Genomic DNA, 26726 nt, shown 5'->3' with positions numbered 1-26726 from the left:
GCTCTTCAAAGCGGCTGTTGCCAAGAGTAGGGATGTTACCAGCATCCTTGCTCTTTTTTAGTATAACCTTCTATAACTCATTTTAGCACATTTGAATAATCAATGTAACTGAATGCGGCTGTTACTTGGTGAAAACTTTAATCTCCTTCGGAGCGAGCGTCACGGTGATCGAACCGTTGTTGATCTGAATGGAGTCGTTGCTTAACTGATTGGTCAGACGGGTGCCGTTGGACAGATTATCGAAGTTGCCAATCGTGCGGGTTTGACTGCTCCACGAGTTGTTGATGAGTACGATAGCCTCGTCGCCACTTTTAGAGCGCTGGAAGCTGTAAAAGGAGTCGTCTGCCCATTTTTCCTTTTGGCTGCCGTTTTGCAGGGCAGGATGGCTGTTGCGCACACGGTTTAGTTTGGCAATGTACTGGTACAGCTCGTGATTGGCGTTAAACACGACGTTTTCCCGGTTGGCGGGATCATCTCCGCCATTAAAGCCCTGCTCGGTGCCTTGATAGATGATTGGAATCCCGCGCGACGTCAAAGTAAAGCCCAAAGCGGCCTTGAGCTGTGGCCATTTGTCAGAGCTGGCACCAGGCTTGCCGGAGGCCTCGTTAAGGAAGCGTTTCACATCATGATTGTCGATAAATACGCCGTTCGTCTGGGCATCACGATAGTAACGATCATCCGAGTAGCGTTCCTTGATTTTGGTCATGGACTGATCGCGTCCGAACACATCCTTGATCGTATAATACATGGGAAAATCCAGTGCAGCATCGAGATATCGGGTGTAATCGCCTACATAAGAGGGATCGCCGCTGTAAATTTCACCGATGGTAAAGGTATTGGCCGCTTGGTCAAAATCCTTTAGGAAGCCTTTGGGTACATGCTTGGCAGTGTCCACCCGTAGCCCGTCGACCCCCGACTCGTTCAACAGCCATTTGATCCAGTTTTTGAGCTCGTTGGCTGTTGCAGGGTTGTCCTGATTCAGGTCATCCAATCCGGCCACGTCGCCGTTTTCAATTTTCCATTGGTTGTTGGAACTGTAGTCTGCCCCTGTGATGTCGCCATTGTGATGATACCAGCCTGCTTTGTCAAAAGGAGCCTTGGCGAATCCGTTCGCTGGTTGAAAATCGCCTGTATGATTGACAACTACGTCCAGCATAACAGCGATATTTTTGTCGTGCGCTTTACGGATCAGCTCTTTAAACTTGTCCATTGTCCCAAGATGCCCGTCAACGGTATAGAAATCATACGTATGATAGCCGTGATAAGCGAATTCGCCCTTTTGCATCGTTACCGGAGTAATCCAGATGGCTGTAAAGCCCATATTCTGAATGTAGTCGAGCTGATTAATAATGCCTTGAAAATCGCCGCCATGCCATTTGCGCATGTCGCTGTTGTTCGAATTGAAGCCACCGTAATTATCGTTCGATGTATCCCCGTTGCTGAAACGGTCTGTCATAATAAAGTAAATGCTCTGTTTGCTCCAGTCTGTGCCAAGAGGTGTTGGATTGGAGGGATTACCCGGTTCGGTGGGAGTAGAGCCGCCCGAAGGCGACCCCGTTTGGACAGTTCCTGCGGCTCCGTTGGAGCCAGGTGTGTAGGTAGAAGTACCTGTGCTAAAGAAGTAGTTTTTGGTGTTGTTGCTGTCCCAGTTGTTATTGCCGTCATTAAAAGCGGCTTCCAATTGGGAAGCAGAGCCGATATCGACGGTAATTTTGGCATAGCCGCTAATCCCGGCCTCCTGCATTTTTACGCCAGGCACAGCCGTCCAGCTTCCGCCAGCCGGGCGATAGTGAATGTAAGGTGTATTGAAGCCTTTTTTGTAGTATACAGTTACCTTGTTGGTTGTACCGCCGCCATCCCCGGGATTGGTACCCGATGGAGCGCCAGCTGTGATGGTTCCCGCATTGCCGCTGTTGCCTGGCGTGTAAGTAGAAGTGCCTGTGCTGAAAAAGTAGTTTTTGGTGTTGTTGCTGTCCCAGTTGTTATTACCGTCATTAAAAGCGACTTCCAATTGGGAAGCAGAGCCGATATCGACGGTAATTTTGGCATAGCCGCTAATCTCGGCCTCCTGCATTTTTACGCCAGGCACAGCCGTCCAGCTTCCGCCAGCCGGGCGGTAGTGAATGTAGGGCGAGTTGAAGCCTTTTTTGTAGTATATGGTTACTTTGTTGCCTGTACCGCCTCCATTATCGACAGGCTTGGCCTTGCTGATAATGTACTGTTTGAATCCATTCATTTCCCCGGTTGGTGAGCCGTCGCTGTTGACGAGATTGTTGATGCGTAATAGTGTAAAGCCGTGATAACCGAACTTTGTGATTTTCTCTTCAATTTTCTGGAATCCGCCACCGCCTGTTGGGAGTGCGTTTTCACCATTCAGGCGAACGCCCTTGGCATTTGCAATCGAAGAGATGGTATCTACCAGTGTGGACGGCAGGGAATAATTCGGTGCAGTGCCACTGTCATTCATCTCCAATGCAGTAAAGGTCAAATCCAGATCGGCATCCTTGAATTTTTGAATGAGGCGATTGTAATCATAATATCCGCCTGCGTGCTCTGTGCTGTGAGGCATGGCAGGGTTGTTCATCTGCCAGTGCAGACCGGAAATTTTGGCTCCGATGCGGACACCGAACACGGAATCGAAGTTTTTGTGAGCAGCAGCTCCGATGACGCCCAGATGGTTTTCAAGCACGCTTTGGTACCACGACAGAAAATCCTTCCCAAAGGTGGAATTATACCCGCCGTTCGTGTAAAATCCGTCTCCGTCGGTCGGCGGGTTGATTTGGCTAAGGCTGCTTAGCTTCGTTCCCCAGGCCGCATTAATCTTGTCCAATGATCCATACTTTTCATTCATGGCCGTGCGGAACGCATTTTTGGCTGTTTCAGTATAGGCTTGGAATTTGCCCCGTGCCGGGTAGCTCCATCCTGCCGCCGGATAGTAGGACGGGTATCGCAATTCACCGGAAGGGCCACCGCTTAAATAAATTTTGGGGATAATGCTTTTGTACCCGGCAAAATGTTCAGCGAACGAGGCATACAGCTCGTCATATTGCTTGCCAGCTCCGCTCCATAGCGGTGAAAGGGCTTCGTTATTGACATAGCCGCTTTCATCCTTGAATTGCATTTCATCTGCACTGCCCTTGCTCCACAGCCAGCTTGGCAGCGGGATGTTGCAGTCATCCCCGACATTTCCCCCACACTTATGCGTAGAGATAATAGGAACCCACTTCAGTCCTGCCTCTTTCACAGCGTCTGCATAGGTCTTGTAATAGCTCCAATCGAACTGGTTATCTCCTGCGCTTTCTACATAGCCCCACCAGACATCGGTGGTGATGGCATACACGCCGTTGCTTTTCAGCGTTTGCAGTTGCTTTTTGAATGCGCCCCAGTCATTGATTTTCGCCAGCGGCCCCATGACGGAAGCCTGAAAATCATCAGCAACCGCGGCGCTTGCCGTATTGGAAGGTGAGCCAATGAAGGCGGTCAGAGACAGCACAAGGCTTAGCAGAATCAGGCACCCTTTGTTCCATAGACTTCGATACAAGGTCAATCGATCATCCTCCCCAAAGCATAGTCTATTTCGACAACATTTTGTAAACGTCTACAAAAATAGTATAAAGCAAGCGGTTGCATAAAAAGAAGAATTTATTGCACATTCAGGGGGGAGGAATATGACTATTTTGCAGTTACAGCCGTATATTTTCAAACGAATCCAGGCAAAAAAATAAGGCACGGTCCGAATCAGACACATGCCTCTTAGTGATATGACGAATAGCAAGTTGCAGCATATCTCCTTAATAAATAGGACGATTTTTCTGGTCGGGAATGCCGCTTTTGCGATAAAAATACGAATTGATCCGATCCCGCCATTCCTTGGCGTGCTCCGCCTGATGCTCCAGTCGCTCCAGCACCTGTTCATATATCCCTTTATTCAGCTGCTCTTGCAGACTGATCCATGTGTCTTTAAGCTGGGCCGCACGTTCTGCGCCTTCAAAGTGGGTGTCATAAATATGCTGTATGACCGTTTGGCCGGAGTGAAGCGTGTGCGTATAAGGAACATGGTGAAAAAATAATAGCAGCTCATCCGGGCAGGTGTCAGTAGATTCGTAAATATCGGCATGAGGAGAAAAATATTGTCCTGCATAGCCCGTTCCGGTTGCGGTCGTCCGGTCTACACCAATCCCCCGGCAATCGGCAAAATGGTAGGTGCCCCACATCGAATATTCATAGCCGTCTACATCTGGCCCATAGTGGTGACCGGGACTGACCATCCAGCCGACCCCAAGGGGAGCGGTGTAGGATTCGTAGATATTCCATGAATCGAGCAGCATTTGCTTAATGGCAGGGATTAAATCTTTGTTGCTGTCCCCCTTCCCTTGACCGCTAAACGTCAGCCGAACCCATTCATCCGCGATTTCGTCTGCGGACAGCTCCGGGTCCCATGCCAACCGACCATAGCCGTAAAGATTGGATTGGGCGAGCAAATGCCCGGTCCAATTAGCGTCGGCTCCAATATTGGATACAGCGGCGATCCCATAGTTTTCGTGCTTGGGGACATGATTCGTTGGCTCCTCCTGGAAACTGCCGCTGCCGGTATGAACAATGGCCTTCCTGCTACTGGAAGCAGAATGGCTCTTGCTATGCAGAGCGCCACTCACAATGCGCTTGATGGTGGAGTCTTCCCCCTGTGCATAGGTATCAAAATCCAGTACCTCCTTCCATTGCGGAACAAGGTAACACAGATGTCGCTGCTGTCCCGTGTACTCTTGTGCAATCTGAAATTCCAGCAGTACCTGGGTAGCTTCCAGCGCACCGAACAAGGGAGAGACAGGCTCCCGCACCTGAAAATCCATGGGGCCATTTTTAATCTGTAAAATGACATTATCCCGAAACAGCCCATCCAGTGGCTTAAAATGGTCAAAGGCCGCGCGAGCCCGATCCGTCTTGCGGTCGCGCCAATCCTGCTTGCAGTCATAGACAAAGCAGCGCCAAATCACACGCCCGCCATAGGGCTGTAGCGCATCTGCCAGCATATTGGCTCCATCGGCGTGATGACGCCCATAGCTGAACGGTCCGGGCCGATTCTCGGAATCGGCCTTGACCACGAAGCCGCCCAGATCGGGAACAGCGGTGTAGACTTCCTGGGCTTTGATCTGCCACCATTCAGCTACACCGGGGTCCAGCGGATCGGCGGTGGTTAGTCCACCGAGCTGCATAGGGCTGGCATAGTTAATGCTCAGGTAGATTTGGATGCCATAGGCGCGAAACACCGCAGCCACTCTGGCCACATCCGGTAGGAATGTATCTGTAATCAGCTCGGTTTCTACGTGATGGACATTCACATTGTTAATGGACAGCGCATGAATGCCAATAGAAGCAAGCAGACGAGCATAGTCTCGAAGGCGATTCATATTTGTAGTAAAGGCATGATTATCATAGAAAATGGACGTCCCCGCATACCCGCGTTCAACACTGCCGTCCATGTTATCCCAGTGGTTAATCATGCGGATGGAATTAGCCGGATTGGACAGTACATCCAGAATGGGTGCTTGCAATGCTTCTTCGGTGGCGGGCTTCAGCTTGCCATCCAGTCCACCTTGCAGGTAGCGCAGCAGATGAAAAACCCCATATAATACGCCCTTGCTGGTCTGCCCGGCGACCGTGACATACGCTCCATTGATATCATTGTTGTCATGCGAAGCTGAATGTGCCAGGTTGGGAGTCTCCATCCCGCGAATTCGGTAGCCTTCTGTGCTCACATCTGCCTGTTCTTCCGGGCTAAATTGTTTTGCGACCCATGCATGCTCTTGGAACGTACCCAAAGCAATGAATGGTGCACTCACAGGAACAGCGCTGATCTTTGGCTGCTGTCCGAACATGGAGGCCAATCCGTGCTGAAGCTCACTCGCAGCTGTTTGAAGCACTTCATCTGCTTTTTGAACCACGATGACTCTGCACCAAGCGGGTAAATTCTCCACCTTACGATTGCGGCGATAATGCAGCCAAGCGTCATAGCCGCTCTCTTTTTGCATATCCATACGCTTGCTCATAATGGGAGCCTCCTTTTGGACAGATGAAGGTTCGAGTCAGACATGCTGCTCCTGATTCTGACTCATATGCCGGGGAAGAACGAGACGGTTGTCCTTGCCTTCATACAGCCATAAAATAGCGGTAACTCCACGCGGGTAATACTTGCTGCCGTGGGCAATGCCGGAGAGCATTTGATCGCTCCAGCACCAGTAGGATTCTTCGGGGTGAAGGAGCCATGAGACATGGGTGGCATCTGCGGCCTGCCCTGCTTCCTCCCAAGGCAGCTCCAGCAGCTCACGGGCGATAAACTGCGACAGATAGATTTTACTCAGCCAGGAGTTGTTACTGGTCGAGGACAGCTTCCAGCCCCCATCTTCAAACAGGCAAACCCCTGGCACCAATACAGTTTCCAAATGGCGTCGCAGCGCCTGGATATATCCGCCGAACCGTCCATCAGGCTTAAGCGCGTCCTCACAGCCAGTAAAGTAAGGGAAAATCAGCCCCTCAATCGCAGGGATAATCTGCGAATCATTGCCTTCCCGAATAACGGCAGGGATATATCCCTGGTCTGTCATGTGCGCTGTGATTGCCGCTGCACATTTGTCTGCCTGTAGGCCAGCCTCCCGTGCAAGCGAGTCAAGTCCTTCTGAGGCAAACACCTTTTCCAGCGCTACATATACGGCCCAGCATTTGCTGCCCAAATAAATGTTGTTGCGGGACTGGCCCAAGGATACGTCCAGACTATCGTAGGTCGTAATTTCCGCGCCTCCAAGGGTTCTGGAGCTGTCCAGGCCCATTAAGCCGTTGCGTTGTGCCGGGTCTGGGTGATCCCGCTGCAGCATGCTATCGAAGCACTCACGCAGGATAGGCAGCATACGTGTCGTAAATGACCGATCCTGTGTCTGCTCGATATATACCGTGGCGCAGCATAGCCAGTTCACCAGCTCTTCGTGGCTCATATAAGAGAAGCAGCCGTCAATCCCTGCCAGTTCATAACAGGAGTACCCCTGCCGGGAGAACACGTTTGCCACACCCATGTCATGCGTAAACGTGATGCCGCCCGGATGGGTTTGTTCCTCTCCCGGAAAGCGTACCTCATCCCGATAGCTGTATCTTTGGACGAACCACTCCAACTCGTTGCGTACCGTCCACGGGTTCAAAATCAATTCATAGTAGAGCTGATCTGCCGTCAAATCGAGTGTATTCATCATCCGATACTCGCCTTCGTTCACAATCCAGATCGGTTCTCCGTCCGCTTGGTGACTGAGCAACTGGGTGCTGCCATAGTAGCTGTGAATCGCCTGAGCGAGCATAAACTCCTGATCCGGGCTCAAGCTTGCCGACTCGATCCAGTGGTTAGCCTTGATACAGGCCGCCGTCAGGTCTGCAAAATGCTCCAAAGCATAGCTCGCGACGTCTTCAATATCCTTGAATAGCCGAGTGTAGTAATACGTCGCTTCGATGCCTGTCGTCACGATGCCACCGCGATAGAAGCATATGGCGAAGGAATACGTGCGCTTCTCGCCTGCGGGAACATCCATGAGGATTGCACCCGTCACGCCCAGGCCAAAGGATAAATTCTCGGCCATAGGCTCTCCGAGCAGCTTCTCCAGTGCAAATCCACTGGCAGGTATCGCTTCGCTGCTATTGGTCACAATGGCTGTGCTGCGCCCTTGGCCGATGCCCGTGAGTCTCTCAGAGCGGGTGGAATCGGTAGCGTCCCTGCGCGGGTCTTCTCCTACAATGCGTATGCCGCTGTATGGATCACTGCCCTGATAGCCGAAAAAAGCTCTCCGCGCTGCGGTCCCCTGCGTGTTATCGACCGTTAGCTCGGCAAATACCGCCGGAACCAGCGCAGCCCGCAGCTCGCTTTCATCCGCAGTTCCCGGCTCGGGCACCTGGCGAACCGGAGAATACAGCCGGAACGCCAAATCACCGGCCTGCCATGTATCCGTTCCTGCTTTCAGCTCACGGGTAATATCTTGATCGGCAAAGGCAACGAGCAGCGGCTCCGTTTTTTTATCCTTTTTCTCCACATCATAGCGGACACTTTCATCCTGTGCAGATGCAAAAAAAGGAAGCGCCTCGTATACGCTGCCGTCTCTGGATTGCAGCCCGATGTATACATTTTCATCCGCCGGCTTTCCGAGCTCCAGGCCGAGCCCGCCGCGATTTCCCTTAAATCCGAGCGTAAAGCTGGAGAAGGCACCCATAGGTGCATGCTGTGTATTATAAAATATGTTTCTCGTCATATAATGAAACCCCTTTCACAATAAAGTTTAACTTTCATTCGACACACATAGAGCCTAGCATGTCATGTGTCAGGGAACCATTGTCAAATCGCTCAACAATTTATCCAAATCGCGCTGAAAACGATATACTGGAGTAAATACGATGCAAGCCAGGAGGGAAAACATGTCATCCCCACGTTTACCGAAGCGCCCCGATCATTCAGACCTTACGGCTGTAGGAGAGGAATTCTTTTTTCCCGATGTGCGGACTACAGTCAATCTGTTTGCCATCCATACGCGAAGTGTCGGAAGAGACTGGAGTTATCCTCCACATGAGCATCCTCAATATGAGATTAACATCGTGCTTGCGGGAGAACAGGTCATGGTTGTGGATGGTTGCAGCTATACACAGCGTGAGGGGGAGCTAGTGCTTCTGCGCCCGGGAATCGTCCATTCCAGCCATAGTAACGGAGAGGGCTTTACATATTTTTGCATGCATTTTGATATTGATGATAAGTTGTTCCTTTCGTTGCTGAGCCGTTTGGAGCAAGTGCTGTTCCCGGCCGAAGGCACGGTAGCGAGGCAAATGGGACCTGCGCTGAGCAAGCTGCTCGATCTTTCTGCGCCAGAAGGCATGGGAGCAAGCGGTGATTCGGTGGCCAAGCGTATGCGGATTCAGTCCGCTGTATTTGAGCTGTTTGCCACGTTGTGGGAGGCGGTATCAAGCGAAGCGGCACATCTGCCAGGGCGCGGATACGTGCAGGCAGAGCTTGCCCATCAGATTGCCAGTCGTCTTCAGGGCAGGGTGAATCAGTCTTTTGGACAAGTCGGCTCGGTGGAAAAACAGGACGGGATCGAGGGGATTTCATCGGAGCTGGGCATTAGTGTGTCCCATTGCAACCGTGTATTTAGGAGTGTTTTTGGCGTATCTCCCCGTGTATATCTATCAGGACTTGTTCTGCATGAAGCCAAGCTGCTGTTGGCTGACCCGCAATGGTCGGTGCAGCAAATTGCCGACATGCTCGGCTACGGAGATATTGCGCATTTTAGCAGACAGTTCAAACGTTGGTCCGGACAGTCCCCGACATCCTACCGCAAAAGCACGGTGCAGGAAAGCCCGTCTGAATAAAGATATGTATATTCATAAAATAGTTATGCTATAATCCCTATAAAGGAGCTGAGGTTAATATGAATTTACAATCTCAACGTGTCGTCGTGATTGGCGGCAGTTCAGGTATAGGGCTGGCAACGGCAATAGAAGCAGCAAAACAGGGGGCGAATATCGTGATCGCCGGGCGTTCTGCGGACAAACTGGAGCAGGCGAAGAAACTCATCCCTGCAGAATCAGTGGAAGCCTTCCAACTGAATAATCAGAAGGAGGAGGAAGTGCAGGCGTTTTTTGAAAAGGTCGGAGCATTCGATCATTTGTTCACACCGGGCGCGAGCTATACACGTGGTCCGATCACCATAGATACGGAAAAGGCGAAAACTCCGTTTGAGGGGAAATTCTGGCCGCAATATTTTGCTGCCAAGCATGCGGTGCCGCATATCTCCAGGGACGGCTCGATCGTCCTCATGTCCGGGGCTTTCAGCCAGCGGCCAATGGGCTTTGGTGCTACATATGGAGCGGCTAACGGCGCCATCGAAAGCTTGGGCAAGGCTTTGGCGGTAGAGCTGGCTCCCATACGGGTCAATGTCGTATCTCCCGGCACCATTTGGCGAGACGGTCCCGAGGGGGAGCAGCGGGCGCAGGCTTTTGAGGAATACAAGGAAGTAACCTTGCTCCGTCGGGTGGGCTATAACGAGGAAATCGCACATACCGTGTTGTACCTGATGACGAACAGGTTTACCACTGGAAGTGTGCTGTTCCCGGATGGTGGTTATACGCTGATCTAAAGCGCAACGAAGTGCATGTTTTATTCTGATCCGATCCGACAGGCAGGAATAAATCTTTAAACAAAAACCGGTTCAACACCATACAAAGTGTTGACCGGTTTTTTTATGATAACAGGCTTGGCCCTTCCGCTACTCCATCCGCAGTCTTGTCACTGGATAGCCCCCGAACAACATTGCCTAGACCCTTGCAACTCTTTAGTTCTGCACTTCTAAACTTTTATATTTTCGAAAAATACGTGGATAAATCACTTTAGACCCGATGCATACCATCGCCAGCATGGCGAACAACAAGCCGCTCCACAGCGTCCCCTGTATCCCCGCTCTGGCAATAAACCAACCCCCTGTGAGCGAACCCAGTGAAACCCCTAGGTTAATAAACGAGATATAAAGACTGTTGGCAAACGCGGGAGCTTCTTTGGCCTCATCAATCACCCAAATCTGGGCGACAATCAGCCCGCTGGTATGAACGGCCCCCCACACGATAATGATGAAGAGCGTAGGGATAAATGAAGAACTGATCCCGTACAACAGCAAATAGGTGCCCCCCAAGACTACTGGATGAAAAAGAGCGGTGCGAACCTTATGCAAGCCCATGAGCTTGCCAGCCAATAGATTGCCGAGCATTCCGCCGATACCGAAAATAATAAGCAGAAAGCTGATAACATCGCTGCTCATACCTGTGTTTTGCCCCAAATATTCGGCAGAATAGCTATACACCGAGAACATGGCTGCAAAAATAAAAGTAGCCGCCCCGATATTGAGCCACAGCGGTATTTTACGCAAAATGCCAAGCTGCTTCCGGTAGGAGAACATTTCGGCTTGTGGTGTATCCGGCAGCATGAATAAAATACCGATCCCTGCAATCCCATTCGCTACCGCAGTAAACCAGAAGGAGGCCTCGTATGAAAATTGATTGGCGATATAGGCCGTAATCGGAATACCGAGTACCATTCCCATGCTCGTGCCGAGAAAGGCTTTGGCAGAAGCTTGTGTTGCTTTTTCCGGGGGATACAACGCAGTGGCGGCGACAAAGGCCAGCGAGAAATACACCGGGTGAAACAGAGCAGGAATGATACGTAAAATCACCAACAGATAAAAGTTGGATGTATAGGCTGACAGCAAGCTTGTTACGGCAAAAACAAACAACGACATTGTCATGATTCGCTTGCGGTTAAACCTGGACATCAATAGCACCATGAAGGGACCGAACAGCGCGATGATCAATGCAAATGAACTGACGAGAAACCCGGCCTGAGCTGCCGTAATATGAAAACGTTCAATGATGACCGGCAAAATGCCGACCACACCGAACTCAATCGTGTATACACCGAATAGGCCAAGCGCAATGAAAAGCAGGGACTTTCTATATTTCATTAGTTTCATTCCCTCTCTATGTTTTCCTGCTTTACGTCCTTGATTTTGCATGCTAATATTCCATTAGAACATGAAATTGTAAGTCAATATCCGAAATACTACATAATAATAATTGTGTTTATGCAATATCACCTTGGATTTAAGGAGATGAATTTGATGGACCAAGTGGACCATAAAATTTTGTTGTGTCTACAAAACCAGGCGCGCATCTCCATGACCGAGCTGGGTAAGGAGGTTGGACTTTCCCAGCCTGCCGTAACGGAAAGAGTGCGGCGCATGGAGGATAAAGGGATCATCACCGGGTATCGTGCCATGGTTTCACATGAAAAAGTCGGAAAGCCGATCATGGCTCATGTGCTCGTGCACACGAATCAATGCAATTCATTTGTTGAGTTTTGCCAATCTGCACCTGAAGTCATTGAGTGCCATCGAATCAGCGGCGAGCAAAATTATCTACTAAAGGTTATGACCGAATCCATGCTTAAGCTGGAGCAATTCGGGGATGAGTGCGGAAAGCACGGTCACTCTACCACGTTAATCGTCTTATCCTCGCCTGTAGAGCTTAAACATGTAACTCCCGTTTTATCAGACCCTATTTGAGCTGCCGTAAATGGCTTGGCAAAGCTCGGTTGTAAACGGACCCGACATACCTTCAAATGCTGTATTGGTAAAAGCGACCACACTGAGTCTTTGCGCGGGATCAACGAACCACGAATGACCGTAAGCTCCTCCGAGGCGCCACGTTCCGGGGGATTCTGCTGTTCCACTTTCGTCGGGATTGTGGAGTACGGTGAATCCCAGTCCAAAGCCCCGCCCTGGCCAGCTTGCCAAGGGGAGGTTTCCGGTCTGGATGGTGCCCATTTCACGAACCCACTCCTCTGGAAGTAAAGGATTGCCGCCGTTTCGCAGTGTTTCCAGCAGCCGCATGAAGTCTTTTGCACTGCCAATCATACCAGAGCCTCCAGAGTGGAAAGCCGTGGGATCAAAGGCTCGTGCAGGCTGAAAACGAATTCCCGCTGTGCCTTCAAAAACCTGCGCAATCTCAAGCTCACGCATCCGCCGGGGTTCTGGTGTATCGTTAACATAAGGAGCGGCAAGCCGTCCGGTATCAGCGACCGAAAAACTGGTATCGTGCATACCGAGAGGTTCTGTAATGAGCTTTTTGACAGCTGCATCAAGGGTTGTGCCACATACACGGCTAATGATAGCGCCGAGCACATCAGTGGCAATCGAATAGCCCCACGCTTTACCCGGTGTATACAACAGAGGCACGGAAGCCAAACGTTGCAAGTTCTCTTCCAGCGTAAGATTTGAAAAATCCATGCCATCCGATACGCCTGCACGATGATAGGAGCCGCCGCCTTCCTCCTCTAAAAAGCCATAGGTCAACCCGGCAGTATGTGTGAGCAATTGGCGTACTGTAATGGATGGCTGCTCGCCGCTGATCAATCGGGGGCGAAAGTCCGGTAACCAGCGTTCTATAGATTCATCGAGTTCAATCAACCCTTGGGCTGCCAAAACCAAGGCCGCAGTAGATACAATCGGCTTGGACACAGAAGAGAGCCGAAATAAAGCATTCTCATGCATAAGACGATGTTCTTCTCGATCAGCCAGCCCCGCCGCACGGACATACACGGGTGAACCATCCATATATATCATGACCACTGCGCCGATTAGGCGCTTCTCGGCAAGGGTTTGATCCAGGACTGCATTTACACGTCCGTCCAGACCATTTTGTATCGCAAAAACTTTACTTTCCAAACCCATGAATACCTCATCCTCTCTATGATCCAGCGGTTATCGCTTGGTGGAACTTAGTTTACAGGATGAGAAGACGGTATTACATAAGTAAACAAAGGTATTCAGTGGGTATTAACGTTAAAATAAAATTATATTATAATGATGGCCTTGGATTTAAATGAATAGGATTTTACAAGAAGCTATGCTGCGTTTTACAGTAGCTTTTTAAGTTGAGATACACGCCCTTGTGACACCCCAAGCCATTTTGCATAGTCGTATTGTCTGGCATCGGGATGCTCCTGAATGAGCTCTTTAAGGCGTCCAAGTAATTTTTCTGCCGATTGATTCGTTCTTTTTGGAAGTGTATGTTCTTGAACAGAAGGAGCTGGTAGGGGACAACAATCGATATTTTTCTTTAATTTCTGGGTGCAGTCTATGCATAAAAATGAAGCTCTGTAATACGTCAGATTTTCAGCTGTGCCACACAGCTTACAGGTGACACCTGTATACTTCTTTAAAGCCATAAAGCCTGTTTCCTCATCCACAAAAAATTCTACCGAATCCCCACATTCAATATTCATAGTCACCCGCATTTCCTTGGGAACAACGATTCGACTCAAAGTATCCAACGAGCGCGTCATACCTGTGTTTTTCATAATTTACCTCCTATTAAAAAGATGATAAGTAATAAAATAGTAGTATTCATGTTGTTCCAAAAGATGGTACTATGGTGAACAGGAAAACATTTCATAATAATATGAATTTTTGAACTACATAGATTCAGTTACTAAGTTCCAGACCCCAGAGTCCACATTGAAAGGGTGGTTTATTCATGGAAATCACACCTACGATAAGAGCAGAATTAGAAAAGTATCTGAAGCAACAAGACTTGAGCAAGACCGAGTTTGGGCATATCGCAGGATTGAACCCGGGTACAGTGAGTGGAATTGTAACGGGCAATCGGTCCATCTCTGTTAATCAATTGGATCGTATAACTTTAGCTATGGAGCGATCCGCAGACCATTTTTATGATCGTTATGTTAAAGAATGTATTGAGGAAGAACCGCTGAACTGGCGAAGAATTAGCCCTTTTTTGTACCGCTGCGTGGAGCTGGATCGGCTCGATTGCTTGCAGCGAGTTGTCTTTTTGCTGCTGGATAACCCTATCTATCCTTCGTTACTCTTTGAAGTAGCCGAGGATATCTTCAAAGACGGCCACAATGCAGCAGCGGCGTTCCTTTTTAAAAACGTGGCTGAGAGCGAAAAACATCAGCATTCCGAGCGACTTGCAGTGTGCCAGTATCGCCTGTTTAAGCTTACGATTGGGAAAGATCAAGCGATTAATCTCGAAGCAGCAAATAAATTTGAGCCTTTTGTCAATCGTTTGGGTGAAATGGATCAGCTCGATGCCTTAAAAGATTTAGCGAATGTATACAGATCATTGAGCCAGTGGGACAAAGTATATAGATTGGCCAAGGAAATGGGGCGGCTCGGACAAATTCAATATGCTCTGGCTCATAGCCCCAAACACAAGAAACAACAGCCACTAAAGCAACTAAGTAGACCACTTTTTGTATATATAGCCTATTCTGATCTGATGTGTGCAAATGTGTGTGATACCAAAGGAGACCATGCCCAGGCTTTAGAACATTTACGCACATATAGGGATTTAAGTTGGGTAAAGGAAAAGGACTCCGATACCCTTCATTGGATTGGTTTATTTCAGCAATGGGCAAAAATTAATACGTACGTAAATAGACTTATGTCTGGAGATATTAGTGTGCTGCCGGATTATGTAGAGTATATAGCCGGCGAAAAAGAAATTTTTGCTGAACTTTTGAACATCATCGAAGCAGCTAATCGCTACAATCTAGATGTGGATCATATACTTCAGCGCTTTGAGCCTCAAATTGCAGCTTATCAAGAGCCCACATCTGAAGATATGTATACACAGCAGGTTTTACCAGAAGAGTATATTCGGTTTTGGTATAAGCTTGCTAAGTACAGCCTAAATAAAGGAAGATATCCATATGGTTTCAAATGTTTAATAATCGCTTTTGAAAAAGCTGTTACAATTAACCATGTACTACTTATTTCCAATTGCTCAGGTTTGTTTGATCGTTTCAGAGCGTATGTCGCTCCTGAAACACTGGCTCAGTACGAAAAAATGTCTCAGGAGGTGTGGGAAAGAAATGATCAAAAGGATGGCTTTCTTCTTGGCGGTAACTAGCTTTTTACTGGTATTCGCACTACCAATTCAAGCTGGATATCCGAGTCATGGTGCAATCCAGGTTCAAGGGCACATTGGCGGGGCATGAATTAAGCATCAATTCATTACCAAGACCGGCTTAAATGCTGGTCTTCTTTTGTTTCACTTTGCCGATTTTGAATGAAAAAATCGGTAATTCATATTTACTCATTCCATCCTAAAATGAGATTCATTAGGAGGGAATTTGAATGGAGACGTACGAAACGTTACATCATCAATTAGAGAATGCCAGACAGCAGCTTTATGATTTGTATAACCAGTACGGTTTTGGACACACCACTGTGCTTGAACAATCTATGCTTCTGGACGAACTCATTAACCAGTACAACCGTATCTTCCAACCCTCCTTATGCAAAACTAATCCCCCTAACGAGTAATGGAACCGATTATATCACAATATCTATAAAATGCCTTATATGAAATAAAAATACATTCGAAAGTCAGAAAATGTAATAAATTATGCGGAGGAAGCTTGATGCGGAATCTCGACTTTAAGTATGAATGAGCTCAAAAAATCCGTTTCTACTAGAAAAGGAATGATATAGTGTGTTAAAAAAAACAGTTAATACTATACTCTTTGTTGTGATTTTCTTTGTAACAGTAGATCAGGCAAATGCTGCTCTCCCTCAATATTTGTACAATATTGTCCTTGAAATAAACAATGTTGAAGTTACATCTGATGCAAATCCTTATATCGAACGAGCAACCAGTACAACGTATGTTCCCATTAGATTTATATCAGAGAATTTGGGTGAAACTGTAAGTTGGAATAGAGAGAAGCAAGAGGTTACAATCCGTTCTGGAAATGGAAAAATCGTACGTCTGATTATTGGAAGTAGAGTAGCTTGTGTAAATGATAAAGAACAAATAATGCCTGGTGCGCCTGTTATGCCAGTATCGCCTAACCGTGTGATGGTGCCGCTCAGATTTGTTTCAGAGGTGATAGGTGCGACTGTAGACAGTACCTCAAAAAACGAGACTATATATGTAAACATTACTAAGCAATAACTTGAGTAAAAGTGAATTTATTTCAAAAAACAACATCGATGCATAGACCTGAATATAAATAGTCTACAAAGGAGGTTTTATTCATTGAAGATTGCACTACGTAAGAAGTTGGCTTGCTTGGTTATTCTGGGAGGGATTTTGACTGTAATGGCTACAGGTTTTGGAGGGGATAAAGAACCTTACAAACTTCCCGATAAGCCCAAAGAGGCTGCTGTCTCGACATTCTCAGAATATATGAATGCTTCTATGAGCCGTGATTACGACAAGATGCTTTCACTGTCTGATGATTATCGCTTTAAAACAGACCAGGCGCGACTTCATTTTCTAGAAGCCCAAGGAACACCAATAGACTACCGTATTACGTTTGTTGATGATTCTGACCCTTCTAAGATTGTTATTTCGTCGATAACGAAGTATGCGGATATGGAGTTACCTCCGATTAAGTATATTCTTGCTTTTGAAGAAGGGACGTATAAGTTGAAAATGAGGAATGTTGTGGTCAATATGATTCCTTTGTCACCTGACTATAAAACAGTCGAGTACGAGCCTGAGAAGGTAGACGATAGTTTAGAGGATAATTTCAATGAATTTTAATTTTTCAATTTTCTAATCAAACGATCCAAAACGTATCCAATAAGATACCAGAAACCTAGTGTAGTTAGGTATACAACGCCTATTGGAATATCTGCTTCTCGCACAAATCGAAATGATTCATACATCCAAACCAATGGGCTAATAATAGCCAATAGTATATTATAGTCGTCATTTCCCATAACATTTATAGTAATAACTAGACATGAGATTAGGACTAACCAAAAGCGAAATGATTTCATTACCTATACCTCCAAACCAATAGTGTAACAAGTTATTACCATGGTGATGCACACTTACCCATTCCATTCTAAAAAAAGAAGCCGCCAGACGAATAATACTCTCTGTCGTGCGGCTTCAGGAGATTTTTTTCACTACATTTTTTTTACTGGACGTAACACTGCGTAGCCGTATCCCTCCGGGAAATGTCGCTGATAATCCTGCTTCGTTTCCTCATCCCATTCATACCCCATGCTGGCAGGGTCAAAGCTCCAAGCCTTCTCTTCCACAATTCTCATAACTTCTCCATTGTGTTTCAAATAATTGAAGGGCGGGTGAAAAAACACCAGGTAGTCTGATTCGGGGATGTTCCGGTACTCCATTCCCGCTGGAATCTCTCCGGCGTAGTCAGCGGCAACCGGTATTCCATAGAGATAGCCTTTTTGACCATCCTGATAGAACCAGCCTGCAGTTTGACCCAATTGTTCGGGCAGCTTGAGATGAGACATGCTTTCCAGTGTTCCGCAAATTTCATCACAATTATGATCATTTCTCCAGAAATCACCGTAGTTTCGAGAAGAGACATCCCAGATTCCAATGAATTTATGAGCTGGTATATGCTCGATTTTAATTGCGGCTTCTTGCAAATGTTCCTTAATCATCCGATCCCGCTCCTTCAAATGATAATGATAAGGAGAGAACACTTCAACACGAATCGCTAACGGAATAGGTCTCGGCTCTCTTTGATATACAGCCGGGGTTACCTCAAAAGCTTTTATAAATGCTCGTGTAAAAGCTTCCTGTGAAGAAAACCCATACTTTATGGCAACATCGAGGATGCGGACATTGCTATCCCGTAGTTCAAGGGCTGCACGGCTAATTCTGCGCATCCAGACATAATCCCTTAACGTCATCCCTGTAAGAGCATGAAACTGTTTTGTACAGTAATAAGGGGAGTAGCCTAACTGATTGGACATTTTCAACAATGATGGTGCTGAAGTAAGATTATGATCTATCCAATCAATCATGAGCTGGACCATTTCGTTCCATTCGTACACGATGATTCCCTCCTTTCGATTCCATCTTAACAAGCAGAATACAGGAATATTTGACTTGAGTTGCATGCACGGCTATGGAACTACCTTGTTAAAAGAGTACAGTAATCAGATTGGCCATGCTTCTTCAGGTACTCCGTATTGCGAGAAAATATAATCTCTGGACTCATTGGCTAAAGTGCGCAAACGTTGGATGTCTACATGCAGCATTTTTCCGTTCCGTTTGACAGCTTTTCCAGCCACAAGCACCGAATCAACGTTGCTCGTGTTGGCACATTGCACAACAGCACCGATTGGATGATTTACTGGAAACATGTTCAGATCGTCGGTTCGAATCATAATCAGATCGGCTGCTTTTCCCGGAGTTAACGTACCGATCTTTTGATCCAGTCCCAATGCCCGGGCGCCGTCAATCGTTGCAAATTCTAAAATGTCCCGTGCGGAAATGGTGAATTCCACCGGCATTTCTCCTGTGGCGAGAATTTTCTCGTTAATTCTGGAACGTTCTGCCTGTAAAGCGAACTTCATTTGTGCAAACATGTCTCCACCGGTTGACACTACAACATCGACTCCCAATGAGGGTCTTCCACCGTTCTCCATAAACAGCCCTGTAGCTGGGTAGCCATGTCCCATCATCATTTCGATTTCCGGAGTCACGGAAATGGAGGCGCCCGAATCTGCGATCAGCTTATACTCCTCATAGCTGAGTGTATTGGCATGGGCAAAGTTAAGATCCGATCCGAGCAGTCCGGCCTTATGCAATTTTTCAATCGACCGATCCACCGAACCCCATGTCCCGAAGCCCAAATGCATTGTACACAGCACACCGAGCTCCCGAGCGAATCGAATCTCATCAACTGCTGTTTCCCATGCGCTAAATTCTGGCCCTCTTATGGCCAGCCCCATAGTAAGCAGCTGGTCATCTGATGAGAAATACTGCTTCTTCACCCGTCTGCTGTCATCGGATTGACGAATTCGGCTATCTCTGGACCAATATTCGGCATCACCAGGAACTCCGTGGGCAAAGACCGCTCGTGTTTCCGATTCTTGCAAGCCCCGGATCAGCTCATCCGTATGATCGGGTGAATTAATCATCGACCAATCCAGTAGCGTGGTAACCCCTGCATCCAACGCTTCCAGTGCGCCCAGCAGATTGGCTACATATCCATCCTGCGGACGTAATTTAGCACCAATATTCCCATAGTAAATACGCCCCAGGTACTTTTCGAGAGACCAATCGGCACCTATATTACGAACGACAGATTCCCAGGTATGGCGATGTGTATCTACGAATCCCGGCATCACAATCATGTTTGTAGCGTCAATAACTTCACAATCGGATGCTTCCAACTCCGGTTGAACAGCGACAATTTTGGTTCCTTCGATAAGAATATCCGCTTTTTTAAAATCACCCATGGTCTTATCGAGCGTGAGTACACAGCCGTTTTGGATTAATAAACGATGGTTCATCTTTTTATCTCCTTTTTGTGTTGTTAGATGACTGTTTCTGTGACCCTTCTTAAAATAGGTATTTAACCTATATATGTATATTGTAAGCCTGATGATATAAATCACAGCATACTTATTTCGTGCAGGAACCGGAATATACACCAAAAAGCCTACCTACCGATCATCTGGCAGATAGACTTTTGCAAAAGCGCTCTAATCTGATAGGGATTAGCGTTCCCATGCTTCTGTGCGCAGCTGCTGCTGGCGCGTAAATAATACCGGATAAATAAACAGGCTGAGCAGCACGCTGGTCAAAATCGCAGAGGTCATGGTGGTAAATACGATCAGCAGCTGCAAACGGACGGCGGCAATTGGATTGGCTCCTGCGATGATCTGCCCGGTCATCATGCCGGGTAGCTGGACAAGCCCCAGCGTTTTCTGTCCCTCAATGGTAGGAATCATACTGGAGCGTATGCAATCCTTGAGTATGGGAAAAATGGCTTGTCTCGGTGTGCCACCTAGTGCCAGGATGAGCATGATTTCAGGCTTGCGCAGCAGGACCTCCGACTTGAGCCGGGACACCAGCAGACTGGACAAAATCATGGAGCTGCCAATGATCATGCCGCTAATCGTAATCATATACCGGGCTGTCGCCGGAATGATATGCAGGCTAATCAGGAATGCCTGTGTCACGATTTCCACACACAGCAGCGTCAGAAATGATTTCCACATGAGGCCGGGAATAAATCGTCCTTTGCGTGCCACATTTTGGGAAGCTACGGTGATCATGAGCAGAATGAACAATACGATAAATCCGTAGCTCTGCATCCCGAAAATCAAATGTAATACATAACCGATAGCCAGCAGCTGAACCGATGCTCTGATCGTGGCGATAATAATATCCCGATCCAGGCCAAGCTTGAAGGATTTGGACATGACGATGGCAATAAATACAAAACCGAGGGAAAGAATCAGGGCAATAATCGTCATACCCATTCTCCTGCTATGAACCTGCGGGTTTCACTATGCTGCGGCGCATGGAAAAAGGTCTCGGTATCCGCTTGTTCCACCAATCTTCCGTCGATCATCAGCCATGTTTCGTGGCCCACTCTGCGGGCTTGTTCCATATGATGCGTAATCCAGATCATTGTCGTTCCCTCTTCCTTGTTCATTCGAAGCAGCAGATCCTCAACCTCTTTAACCGAAGCGGGGTCCAGGGCGGAGGTAATCTCATCCAGCAGTAAAATATCCGGGCGGTTGGCGAGCGTCCGGGCCAAGGCCAAGCGCTGTCTTTGACCGCCGGACAGATCCTGCGCCTTCTGATCCAGCAGGTCGCGGGTGAGCCCTACGCGTTCCAACAGGCCGGACGGATCATGCAGTACCGTACCGTGCAGCCGTTCTGCGGTTTGGAGATTGTACAGGACGGTTCCTTGAAGCATGGGAGCATCCTGAAAAACCAATGCTACTTTCCGTCTCAGTTCAGGGATTTCCCACTCGGATACAGGTTTGCCGAATACGCTGATTTCTCCTTCATCCGGTGACAGTAAAAGGTTACACAGTGAGAGCAGAGTGCTTTTGCCCGACCCGGACGGGCCGACGAGCGTGGTGATTTTGCCGGGGGAGACTTTTGCCGTAATTCCGTTCAGGACAGCTCGCTGCCGCTCAGATCCGGTAAAATACTTGGTGATGTGCTTAAATTCAATCGCTGGAAGTGGTATGGAATCCATAGATATAGTGTTCTCCTTTATAGAGGATCAAAAAAGTTGTCAGACCCGCTTTATGATCTTATTTCTTTTATTATACCAGTTATTGCAAACGGCATTGACTTTGTATAGACTAACAGGATTAGTTAAAATGGAAATAGGGTTCAGTGTGTGTAGTCGTAATAGCCTTACATAGAAATTCGATAAAAGGAGACATAGGGATGTCACCGAGAAACGGAGTAAAGCTGCAAGATATTTTACAAGCTGCTGAGGACATTGCCAACGAACGGGGGATGGGGGAGGTCACGCTCACCACGCTGGCGCAAAAGCTGCACATTCGTCCTCCGTCGTTGTACAACCACGTAGACGGCCTGAACGGACTGCGTCAAGTGCTGGCACTGCATAGCCTTGAGCAATTAGAGGAGGCTTTGATAAGTGCGGCGGTTGGCAGAGCGGGCGATGATGCACTGGCTGCGATGGGGAAAGCATACATGCGATATGCCCGCGAACGACCCGGGCTGTATGAAGCGATGCTGTATGCTACCGACCGTAAGGATACTGAATTGAGGGACGCTGCGGATCGCGTGGCAGAGCTTGTCATTTCCGTTCTGTCCAGTGGCTACGGCTTCAAGGAAGAGGATTGCATTCATGCAGCGAGGGGGTTCCGTAGTCTTCTGCATGGGTTTGCCTCGCTTGAACAGAAGGGAGGCTTTGGTTTACCTGTGGAAGTGGATCGGAGCATTGCAGTGATGATGGATACCTTTTTGGCAGGTCTGCGCGTGCAGCAGCAGCGAAATGCCGAACTTTCAGGAAACTCCTGAGGTCGAACAAGCCACATTTGCCTAACTTGATAGAGAGGCAGACCCGGAAGCAGGATTCCGGGTCTGTCTTTTTGCTGCTTTTTAACTATTATTGTCCCCACCATTGCATGAGAAGACGGTTAACGATGAATGTACCGGCCAGAATGCCAGCCCAAAGATACCGTTCGCTGCGAAATAGCGCTGCAGTTGCTAAACCAAAGATGATTAGTTCAGCGCCAAGATGAACCCAACCTTGAAGAGGGAGGGGGGCCGCAGGAGAGATGAAGAAGCCCCAAACGCTCATCACGAGGACAGGAACACCCACTCCTAGCAACAGTCGCACAGGTACGTTAACCCCTGTGATAAACCCCCAATATGCAAAAGCAACAATACCGCAGACTTCCAGAAGGAAACGAATGGCCAGATTGAGCATTTTTAGTCCCCACAGCAGTTCCAAGCGAATCACCCTCTCCTTCAGCGCGATGTGATAAATAGAAACTCCAGATGAATATAAAAGAAAAAAATTTGATTAAAACTAATCACATTATTTATAATACTAATATGATTAGTTTTAAAAAACAAGGAGATGAGATGGATGCGTATCGTTCAGGTACAACATGTGTATCAATTGACGTTTATGCCCCGACTGTTCCCGGTGAACTGTTACTTGGTGGAGGAGAACGATGGGTTCACCCTGATCGATGCCGGATTGCCTTACAGTGCCAAAGGTATTGAACAGGCTGCCGCGCGGATGGGGAAGCCGATTATACGAATTGTACTTACCCATGCCCATGAGGATCATGTGGGTGCGCTGGATCGGTTGAAGGCAAGAAATCCTGATGCACAAGTATTCATCTCCAGACGAGATGCGCGGCTGCTACAGGGTGATGTGTCGTTGGAGGCGGGGGAACCGGATACTCCCATTCGTGGCAGTGTACCGAAAGGCATACTTACCCGGCCTGATGTTTTGCTGGAGGATGGGGACCATGTAGGCTCGCTGCTGGCGATCAGCGCCCCGGGGCATACACCGGGCTCGATGGCATTTCTGGACACTCGCACCCGTGCGTTGATTGCAGGTGATGCCTTCCAGGTCCGGGGTGGTGTGGCGGTGTCGGGAAGGCTCAAGCCACTGTTTCCATTTCCCGCACTGGCCACCTGGAACAAGGAAAGCTCGCTGGAAAGCGCCAAAAAGCTCGCGCATCACAAGCCGTCCTTATTGGCTGTCGGTCACGGCAATATGCTACAGCATCCGCAGACTCAACTGGAAAGGGCAATTAAGGATATGGAGCAACAATGCACAGCGCAATGATCCCATATTCAGCCAACATTCAGCCAGAACTCACAAAGTCCTAAGCTAAGGCAGATACAATATGAGGAAAATAGAAACAGAGAGAGGTGCATCGGATTTGAATGTTTGGAAAGCGAACGGTCTGAAATATATACTTCTATGCAGTCTCATATTGTGTGCTGTCTTGAGTGTCGTTTCGTTATGGAGTTATTCGGGCAGCTCGGCGTCCCAATCCGCCGCTTTTAGGCAAGGCCCGTCTGGCGGATTCGGGGGAGGCGGACCTGGCGGGGGCATGGGAGGACCGGGGCAACGTCCCTCGAACGGACAGACCACTGGAAATAGTAGAGCAGGAGATGTAGGGCAGGATACCAGCTCAAATTCGACATCGACGGATACCACGAATAGCTCTGACGGTAAGAGTCAAGGTACGACAGGCCAATCTGCCGATTCATCCACCCCATCCACTCAGAATACATCGACATCGGGTGACAAAGGTACAACGGCCGGGAATGGCAATTCCACATCCGGGGGCAATGGTGTTACCAGAGACGGGCAGCACCGAGGTCCGGGCGGCATGTCCGGCAACGGACCTGGCATGGGTGGGCCTGGTGGCGGTATGGGCGGTGGAAGAAATGGAAATTCTTCATCCGCTTATGCAACTCCGCTGGCGATCTTTGCTGCTGTATTCTTCGGTGTGTTCGTGTTTATTGCGTACCGTTTTCGGGCCCGGGAATGGAAGCTCGGGGAACGCAACCGGGGGCTGATGCTGTGGACCGTGCTGGGTGCGGGATTCTTTTTAAGAATGGCGATCGCCCCATGGATCTCGGGTCACATGGATTTAATGCTATTCCGGAACTGGGCTATGACGGCAGCGGATAGCTTATCGGGCTTTTACACGAACGGATCAAGTGATTATCCGCCGTTCTATATTTATATTTTATATGTGATCGGTAAAATTGGCTCTACAGATGCTTTCAGTCCCTATATGTCTGTGCTGCTGCGGCTTCCGAATATATTAGCCGATATCGTGACAGCGTACATGCTGTACCGGCTGGCAAGCAAACGGGTCGGCTATGCAATTAGCCTCGGGCTGGCTATATTCTATGTGTTTAACCCGGCTGTATTTATCAATTCGACCTTCTGGGGACAGGTAGATTCATTCTTTACCATGCTGATTGTGGGCATGATTGTACTACTGGTGGAAAACCGGATCGGCTGGTCCACCGTATTGTTTACGATAGCGGTATTGATGAAGCCGCAGGGGATTATTTATGGGCCGGTTCTGTTCTTCGAGCTGCTGAGACAGCGTAAAATACAGCCTTGGCTCTTGGCCGTCGGCGGAGCGGTTGTGACGACCATTCTGGTCATATTGCCTTTTTCGTGGGGGCAGGAGCCGTTATGGCTGCTTGATTTATACAAGGGAACGGTTGGCGAATATCCGTATGCTTCCGTGAACGCGTATAACTTCTTCGCACTGATTGGTGGCAATTATACGCAGGATACTACGACGTTGTTCCTGTTCAGCTACCATACATGGGGTATGATCTGCATTGTACTGGTGACTTTGTTTACGTGGTGGATGTATATCCGCAGTCGGAAACCACAATTTGCGGCCGCGGCTGCATTAGTGCTAATTGCAGGTGTATTTACCTTCGCTTCCAGCATGCATGAACGATACTTGTTCCCTGCCGCTGCGTTGGCGGTACTGGCGTATCTGTATTTGCGGGATCGAAGATTTTTGTGGCTTGCGGGTGGATTCAGTCTTACGATTTTCCTGAACACCTTCGATATTTTCTATAGCTCCAATACTCGGGATCAGTACGGTATCATATTGTGTGTGACCTCGTTGTTGAACGTGCTGCTGTTTGTGTATCTGGTCAAAGTAGTATGGGATTGCTCCAAATCCAACACGATTGAGGCTGCTCCTGCCAAGGACATGGTTCCATCGGAGCTTCCATCGGGGCAATTAACATAGGGAGCGTCATCCCAAGGTGTGAACACAACGCTGGAAAAATAGCTGATTGCAAAATGTACAGAACAAAAGAAACCGCTCTTTGGCAAATGGGAAGTGGTCAAGGCGCCACAAGCCACAAGCTCAAAGAAGCGGTTTTTTTATTGATGAGCCTCAATCTATATATTCGTTCAGTTTCTGTATATCGCAGATGGTAATCTCTCGTGTACCCTTAGTATGAATAATCCCCAGCTGTTCAAATTTTGCGAATTTGCGACTGATGGTTTCGCGTGTGACACCCACATAATTAGCCATTTCCTCGCGTGAAAGGGGGAGATTTATTTTAATGTAGGAGCCGTCCCGTTTGCCGTATTTATGCCCAAGCTCAAGAATCATGTAGGCGATACGGATTTCCGGGTCTTTGGTAGCCAGGCTTTGAGCCAGCTTTTCGGTATGGGCCAAGCGTTTGGTAATGGTTTTGAGCAGCTTCAAAGAGATATCGGGATTGTTGTGAATCAACTGCTCCATATCATCCTTGGTGAGCATACAAATATCAGTATCTTTTAAGGCATACGCACTAAAGTTACTCAGCTCATCGCTGTTAAATATATTCAACTCGCCAAAAAAATCGCCAGTTGTCAGAATGTGCAGAATTTGCTCCTTGCCCTGAGGCGTCATCTTCAGAAGTTTAACATGCCCGCTTTTAATAATGTACAGCGTATCGGATGCCTGTTCCTCGATAATCAAGGCCTCGCCTTTCTGATATTTCCGGTGTCGGATCATGGAGCTAACCTTACACAAATCTTCGCAGGACAAAGAGGAAAAGATAGGCACTTTGCGGGCACAGGGCTCCTTTGCGCACTGGCAGGGACAGGACATCTCATTCACATTCATTCACTCCATTCATAAACCGGAAGCTACAAAGTATAGCGTTTCTTGTTATTCTGTATCATCTATTGGGGAAAAATGGCTTTGGTCCTCACCGCAGACTGGACAAACCCAGTCTTCCGGAAGGTCCTCGAACGCTGTACCTGGCATAACGTCCTCATCAGGGTCACCCACAGCAGGGTCATAAATGTATCCACAGGGCTGACATACATATTTTTTCATCTTTATTTCTCCTTG

Annotated in this window: 23 protein-coding genes; 10 read left to right on the top strand and 13 right to left on the bottom strand. The window is 48.1% G+C overall.

The genetic code is table 11. The annotated features are described in order from the left end of the window. Positions 1-121: 121 nt before the first annotated feature. From BAZ21_RS05340 to BAZ21_RS05330, 3 genes are all read right to left on the bottom strand, one after another. Positions 122-3547 carry a family 14 glycosylhydrolase gene (locus tag BAZ21_RS05340; protein WP_068497779.1) on the bottom strand — a complete coding sequence of 1142 codons (3426 nt, stop codon included), beginning with the start codon at positions 3545-3547 and terminating at the stop codon, positions 122-124. Positions 3548-3791: 244 nt separating this feature from the next. Further along, the gene (locus BAZ21_RS05335; RefSeq protein ID WP_068497776.1) at positions 3792-6047 is read right to left on the bottom strand and encodes an alpha-glucuronidase family glycosyl hydrolase; all 2256 of its coding nucleotides are present in this window, start codon (positions 6045-6047) and stop codon (positions 3792-3794) included. Positions 6048-6083: 36 nt separating this feature from the next. Further along, positions 6084-8279, bottom strand: coding sequence for a glycoside hydrolase family 52 protein (locus BAZ21_RS05330; protein ID WP_068497774.1), 2196 nt, complete (start codon positions 8277-8279; stop codon positions 6084-6086). 163 nt (positions 8280-8442) lie between these two features. Here BAZ21_RS05330 and BAZ21_RS05325 point away from each other — a divergent pair, with 163 nt between their 5' ends. Together BAZ21_RS05325 and BAZ21_RS05320 are read left to right on the top strand one after the other, a co-directional pair. Continuing rightward, the gene (locus BAZ21_RS05325) at positions 8443-9387 is read left to right on the top strand and encodes a helix-turn-helix domain-containing protein (protein ID WP_068497772.1); all 945 of its coding nucleotides are present in this window, start codon (positions 8443-8445) and stop codon (positions 9385-9387) included. Positions 9388-9446: 59 nt separating this feature from the next. Next, positions 9447-10154, top strand: a complete 708-nt coding sequence (locus BAZ21_RS05320; protein WP_068497770.1) for an SDR family oxidoreductase — start codon at positions 9447-9449, stop codon at positions 10152-10154. A gap of 195 nt (positions 10155-10349) precedes the next feature. Here BAZ21_RS05320 and BAZ21_RS05315 read toward each other — a convergent pair whose 3' ends face one another. Beyond that, positions 10350-11528, bottom strand: coding sequence for an MFS transporter (locus tag BAZ21_RS05315; RefSeq protein WP_068497767.1), 1179 nt, complete (start codon positions 11526-11528; stop codon positions 10350-10352). 156 nt (positions 11529-11684) lie between these two features. Between BAZ21_RS05315 and BAZ21_RS05310 the strand changes: the two genes are divergently transcribed. Further along, the gene (locus BAZ21_RS05310; RefSeq protein WP_068497765.1) at positions 11685-12128 is read left to right on the top strand and encodes an Lrp/AsnC family transcriptional regulator; all 444 of its coding nucleotides are present in this window, start codon (positions 11685-11687) and stop codon (positions 12126-12128) included. Here the strand turns inward: BAZ21_RS05310 and BAZ21_RS05305 are convergent. Together BAZ21_RS05305 and BAZ21_RS05300 are read right to left on the bottom strand one after the other, a co-directional pair. Next, entirely contained in the window at positions 12114-13295 is a 1182-nt protein-coding gene (locus tag BAZ21_RS05305; RefSeq protein ID WP_068497763.1) for a serine hydrolase domain-containing protein, read from the bottom strand. The genes BAZ21_RS05310 and BAZ21_RS05305 overlap by 15 nt on opposite strands. 185 nt (positions 13296-13480) lie before the next feature. Continuing rightward, complete coding sequence (locus BAZ21_RS05300) at positions 13481-13924, bottom strand: AbrB/MazE/SpoVT family DNA-binding domain-containing protein (protein ID WP_068497760.1); 444 nt, start codon at positions 13922-13924, stop codon at positions 13481-13483. Positions 13925-14100: 176 nt separating this feature from the next. Here BAZ21_RS05300 and BAZ21_RS05295 point away from each other — a divergent pair, with 176 nt between their 5' ends. The 4 genes from BAZ21_RS05295 (at position 14101) to BAZ21_RS05280 (ending at position 17139) form a co-directional block, all read left to right on the top strand. Beyond that, entirely contained in the window at positions 14101-15498 is a 1398-nt protein-coding gene (locus tag BAZ21_RS05295; RefSeq protein ID WP_068497758.1) for a helix-turn-helix domain-containing protein, read from the top strand. Between the two features lie 227 nt (positions 15499-15725). Continuing rightward, entirely contained in the window at positions 15726-15914 is a 189-nt protein-coding gene (locus BAZ21_RS05290) for an aspartyl-phosphate phosphatase Spo0E family protein (protein ID WP_068497756.1), read from the top strand. A gap of 169 nt (positions 15915-16083) precedes the next feature. Beyond that, positions 16084-16545, top strand: coding sequence for a copper amine oxidase N-terminal domain-containing protein (locus BAZ21_RS05285; protein WP_068497754.1), 462 nt, complete (start codon positions 16084-16086; stop codon positions 16543-16545). A gap of 84 nt (positions 16546-16629) precedes the next feature. Next, positions 16630-17139: a hypothetical protein gene (locus BAZ21_RS05280; RefSeq protein ID WP_068497752.1), complete on the top strand. Its 510-nt coding sequence runs from the start codon at positions 16630-16632 to the stop codon at positions 17137-17139. A gap of 371 nt (positions 17140-17510) precedes the next feature. On the opposite strand, the gene BAZ21_RS05270 is transcribed toward BAZ21_RS05280, so the two are convergent. From BAZ21_RS05270 to BAZ21_RS05255, 4 genes are all read right to left on the bottom strand, one after another. Continuing rightward, on the bottom strand, positions 17511-18413 hold the full coding sequence (locus BAZ21_RS05270; protein WP_068497749.1) for an AraC family transcriptional regulator: 903 nt from the start codon (positions 18411-18413) through the stop codon (positions 17511-17513). 105 nt (positions 18414-18518) lie between these two features. Then, positions 18519-19880: an amidohydrolase family protein gene (locus BAZ21_RS05265; protein WP_068497748.1), complete on the bottom strand. Its 1362-nt coding sequence runs from the start codon at positions 19878-19880 to the stop codon at positions 18519-18521. A 207-nt stretch (positions 19881-20087) separates the two neighbouring features. Continuing rightward, complete coding sequence (locus BAZ21_RS05260) at positions 20088-20849, bottom strand: ABC transporter permease (RefSeq protein ID WP_007432992.1); 762 nt, start codon at positions 20847-20849, stop codon at positions 20088-20090. Continuing rightward, positions 20846-21586, bottom strand: a complete 741-nt coding sequence (locus BAZ21_RS05255; protein WP_068497746.1) for an ABC transporter ATP-binding protein — start codon at positions 21584-21586, stop codon at positions 20846-20848. The genes BAZ21_RS05260 and BAZ21_RS05255 overlap by 4 nt, the downstream gene beginning before the upstream one ends. 197 nt (positions 21587-21783) lie before the next feature. Here BAZ21_RS05255 and BAZ21_RS05250 point away from each other — a divergent pair, with 197 nt between their 5' ends. Further along, complete coding sequence (locus tag BAZ21_RS05250; RefSeq protein WP_068497744.1) at positions 21784-22383, top strand: TetR/AcrR family transcriptional regulator; 600 nt, start codon at positions 21784-21786, stop codon at positions 22381-22383. 88 nt (positions 22384-22471) lie between these two features. On the opposite strand, the gene BAZ21_RS05245 is transcribed toward BAZ21_RS05250, so the two are convergent. Further along, positions 22472-22819 (bottom strand): YrdB family protein, encoded by a 348-nt coding sequence (locus BAZ21_RS05245; protein ID WP_084011509.1) that lies wholly within the window; start codon positions 22817-22819, stop codon positions 22472-22474. Positions 22820-22957: 138 nt separating this feature from the next. Here BAZ21_RS05245 and BAZ21_RS05240 point away from each other — a divergent pair, with 138 nt between their 5' ends. Next, the gene (locus BAZ21_RS05240) at positions 22958-23671 is read left to right on the top strand and encodes an MBL fold metallo-hydrolase (RefSeq protein ID WP_068497741.1); all 714 of its coding nucleotides are present in this window, start codon (positions 22958-22960) and stop codon (positions 23669-23671) included. Between the two features lie 271 nt (positions 23672-23942). Continuing rightward, the gene (locus BAZ21_RS05235; protein WP_068497739.1) at positions 23943-25625 is read left to right on the top strand and encodes a glycosyltransferase 87 family protein; all 1683 of its coding nucleotides are present in this window, start codon (positions 23943-23945) and stop codon (positions 25623-25625) included. A 150-nt stretch (positions 25626-25775) separates the two neighbouring features. Here the strand turns inward: BAZ21_RS05235 and BAZ21_RS05230 are convergent, their stop codons facing one another. Beyond that, positions 25776-26480 carry a Crp/Fnr family transcriptional regulator gene (locus BAZ21_RS05230; RefSeq protein ID WP_068498035.1) on the bottom strand — a complete coding sequence of 235 codons (705 nt, stop codon included), beginning with the start codon at positions 26478-26480 and terminating at the stop codon, positions 25776-25778. A gap of 60 nt (positions 26481-26540) precedes the next feature. Continuing rightward, complete coding sequence (rd, locus tag BAZ21_RS05225) at positions 26541-26711, bottom strand: rubredoxin (protein WP_068497737.1); 171 nt, start codon at positions 26709-26711, stop codon at positions 26541-26543. Between the last annotated feature and the right edge of the window lie 15 nt (positions 26712-26726).

The organism is Paenibacillus kribbensis, from assembly GCF_001705305.1.
GTDB lineage: Bacteria > Bacillota > Bacilli > Paenibacillales > Paenibacillaceae > Paenibacillus > Paenibacillus kribbensis_B.
Note: the sequence above shows the minus strand (reverse complement) of the source record. Positions and strands in the feature narration are given on the sequence as shown.